This is a genomic window from Thermodesulfitimonas sp., assembly GCF_052743955.1.
In genome coordinates this window covers 1-2,677 of sequence record NZ_JBRAIN010000153.1, presented here as the reverse complement: position 1 = coordinate 2,677, position 2,677 = coordinate 1, and the positions used below count along the sequence as shown (strand labels likewise).

The window sequence follows — 2,677 nt, the reverse complement described above, 5'->3', positions numbered from 1 at the left end:
CACGTAACGCCTATCGAACACGCCACCTTTACCTTTGCCGTTGAAGGTGTCTCGCGCAGCCTGCTCGCCCAGATTACCCGGCACCGGATTGCCAGTTTTTCGGTACAGTCCCAGCGCTACGTAAGCGAAGAAGCCCAGAAGAACGCCGACGGGGTTTTCGATTATGTGCTTCCGCCCACTATCGCCGCTCTCGGTGATGAGGCCGTCCGGGAGTTTGACCGGCAAATGCGGGAGATTCAGCGCTTTTATGATTATTGGGTAGAGAAATTAGGCGGCGGCCGGGAAACCTTTGAAGATGCCCGCTTCGTTTTACCCAACGCAGCAGCCACTAAGTTTGTAGTTACCATGAACGCGCGCGAACTGTGGCACTTTTTTACGCTCCGGCTGTGCAACCGTGCTCAGTGGGAGATAAGAGAACTTGCTGCACAGATGCTCCATCTGGTGAAGGAGGTTGCTCCAGCACTTTTCGCTAATGCCGGTCCAGCCTGTGTGCGCGGACCATGCCCTGAAGGAAAAATGAGCTGCGGACGTGCCGAAGAGATGCGCGCTAAATACGGAGGAAGGGTGGAAGATTGACCGAAATCCTTTACGGGCGGCACCCAGTACGCGAAGCCCTTAAGATTGGCAGGCCGCTCAACAAGATTTTAGTAGCACGAGGCCTCGGCGGTGCAGCCGTCCAGGAAATCCGTAACCTAGCCCTCGCCCGAGGTGTACCCGTCCAGACAGTCGATAGACAAGCGCTCGACCGGCTCGCCGGCGGCGTACACCAGGGTTTTTTGGCCTTCGCCGCGCCAAAAGAATACGTAAGCCTTGACGATATCCTGGAGAAGGCAAACAAACCGCCTTTCCTGCTGGTACTCGACCATGTCACCGATCCCCGTAATCTGGGGGCGATCTTGAGAACGGCAGCGGCCGCAGGGGTCGACGGCGTGGTCATCCCGATGCGGCGGGCGGCTGGGATCACAGGAGAAGCGGCGAAAACCGCCGCTGGAGCTATCGAGCACCTCCCCGTAACCCGGGTGACCAACATTAGCCGGACGCTTCGCTATTTAAAAGGGCTGGGCTTCTGGATTATAGGGGCAGATCCTGAGGCGCCGCAACTCCTCTGGGAAGCCACACTTACCGGTCCCATAGCGATAGTCATCGGCGGCGAAGATACCGGGCTCAGCCGCGTGGTACAAAAAGAATGCGACTACCTAGTGCGAATCCCAATGACGGAGAAAATAGCGTCGCTCAACGTTTCGGTAGCGGCAGCACTTCTTCTCTACGAAGTGGTTCGCCAGCGGCAACAAACCGATGCGTGAGCTAATTATCATCGACGGTTATAATCTCATTTTTACCCAAGGTCTTAATAAAAACGCGCTTGACCTTGCGCATGCCCGGGACCGCCTTATTAACATCCTAAGTCAATACGCGACATTAACTGGAGTAGAGATTATCCTTGTCTTTGACGCTTACCGGGTCAAGAGCGGCAGGGAAAATACCATACACCAAGACGGTATTACCGTAATTTTCACTGCTACAGGAGAAACGGCAGACACGGTGATCGAGCGCCTTTCGGCACACCTGATAAACCGTTACACAGTTTCGGTAGTCACCGCTGACTGGCCAGAACAGCGAATAGTAAGCGGCTACGGGGCGTTGCGGGTACCGCCCCGCGCCTTCTACCAACGGGTTACGGAAACCATAAAGCGCCACCAGAGAAGCATCCCGACAGTTTCCCAGCCCGCAGAAGGTTACCTCGAGGAAAGGCTTAACAAGGAAATTAGGAACGCGCTCGAAAATTGGCGGCGAAGCAAAGAGTAGAACGACGAGGGGTATGAATTTTACCTTGACGTAACCTGTGTTAGTTAGTTATAATTTCAAAGGTAACATTTCTCGGACAACCTTCTAAAGTGGGGGCGATAGGTTGAGCCTCAACGGGTTGAGCCGGCAGGCCTGCGCGGTTTTTGATGCCATGCAGGACGAGGAAATCGTGGCGTACGCAAGGGACGGCGACATTGAGGCCCAGGAATTCTTGATCAATAAGTACAAGAATTTTGTCCGGGCGAAAGCACGATCCTACTTCCTCATCGGTGCCGACCGTGAAGACATTATCCAGGAAGGAATGATCGGGCTCTATAAAGCCATCCGCGGTTTTCGGCTGGATAAGTTATCTTCCTTTCGGGCTTTCGCCGAGCTATGCATCACTAGGCAGATTATAACCGCCATTAAAACAGCAACACGGCAGAAACACATTCCGCTTAACTCTTACGTCTCGCTTAATAAGCCCATTTACGACGAAGATTCAGACCGGACACTCCTCGACGTCGTATCTGGCGCAGGCCTTACCGATCCGGAGGAGCTTGTAATTAGCCGGGAAGAGTTCGACCATATTGAAGAAAAAATCGGTGAACTACTTAGCGTTTTAGAGCGAAAGGTTCTCGTCTCCTACCTGAACGGCAAGTCTTACCAGGAAATTGCGGGGGACCTCAACCGCCACGTAAAATCGGTCGACAACGCCCTGCAACGCGTCAAGCGAAAGTTGGAGCGCTACCTCGAAAAACGGGAGAATTAAACGGGGCCCGCGGCCCCTTAAATTTTCGCTGGCGATATTCAAAAGCTCCCGCGCCCACGTTCCGAACCAGCACCCATCTTCTTGACGCCAGCGCAGGCGTGCTTTATAATGATTTCGCAG

4 protein-coding genes are annotated in these 2,677 nt (G+C 53.9%); all 4 read left to right on the top strand.

Translation table 11 applies throughout. The annotated features are described in order from the left end of the window. On the top strand, window positions 1-576 hold a 576-nt coding region (gene thyX / locus ACUVTA_RS09405; protein ID WP_445952679.1), incomplete at its 5' end, for an FAD-dependent thymidylate synthase. Then, a complete protein-coding gene (gene rlmB / locus ACUVTA_RS09400) occupies window positions 573-1,304 on the top strand; it encodes a 23S rRNA (guanosine(2251)-2'-O)-methyltransferase RlmB (protein WP_445952678.1) in 732 nt (243 codons plus the stop codon). The genes thyX and rlmB, both read left to right, overlap by 4 nt. Then, window positions 1,297-1,806 (top strand): NYN domain-containing protein, encoded by a 510-nt coding sequence (locus ACUVTA_RS09395; protein WP_445952677.1) that lies wholly within the window; start codon window positions 1,297-1,299, stop codon window positions 1,804-1,806. Before rlmB ends, ACUVTA_RS09395 begins: the two co-directional genes overlap by 8 nt. Window positions 1,807-1,909: 103 nt before the next feature. Beyond that, complete coding sequence (gene sigH, locus ACUVTA_RS09390) at window positions 1,910-2,557, top strand: RNA polymerase sporulation sigma factor SigH (protein ID WP_445952676.1); 648 nt, start codon at window positions 1,910-1,912, stop codon at window positions 2,555-2,557. Window positions 2,558-2,677 lie beyond the last annotated feature (120 nt).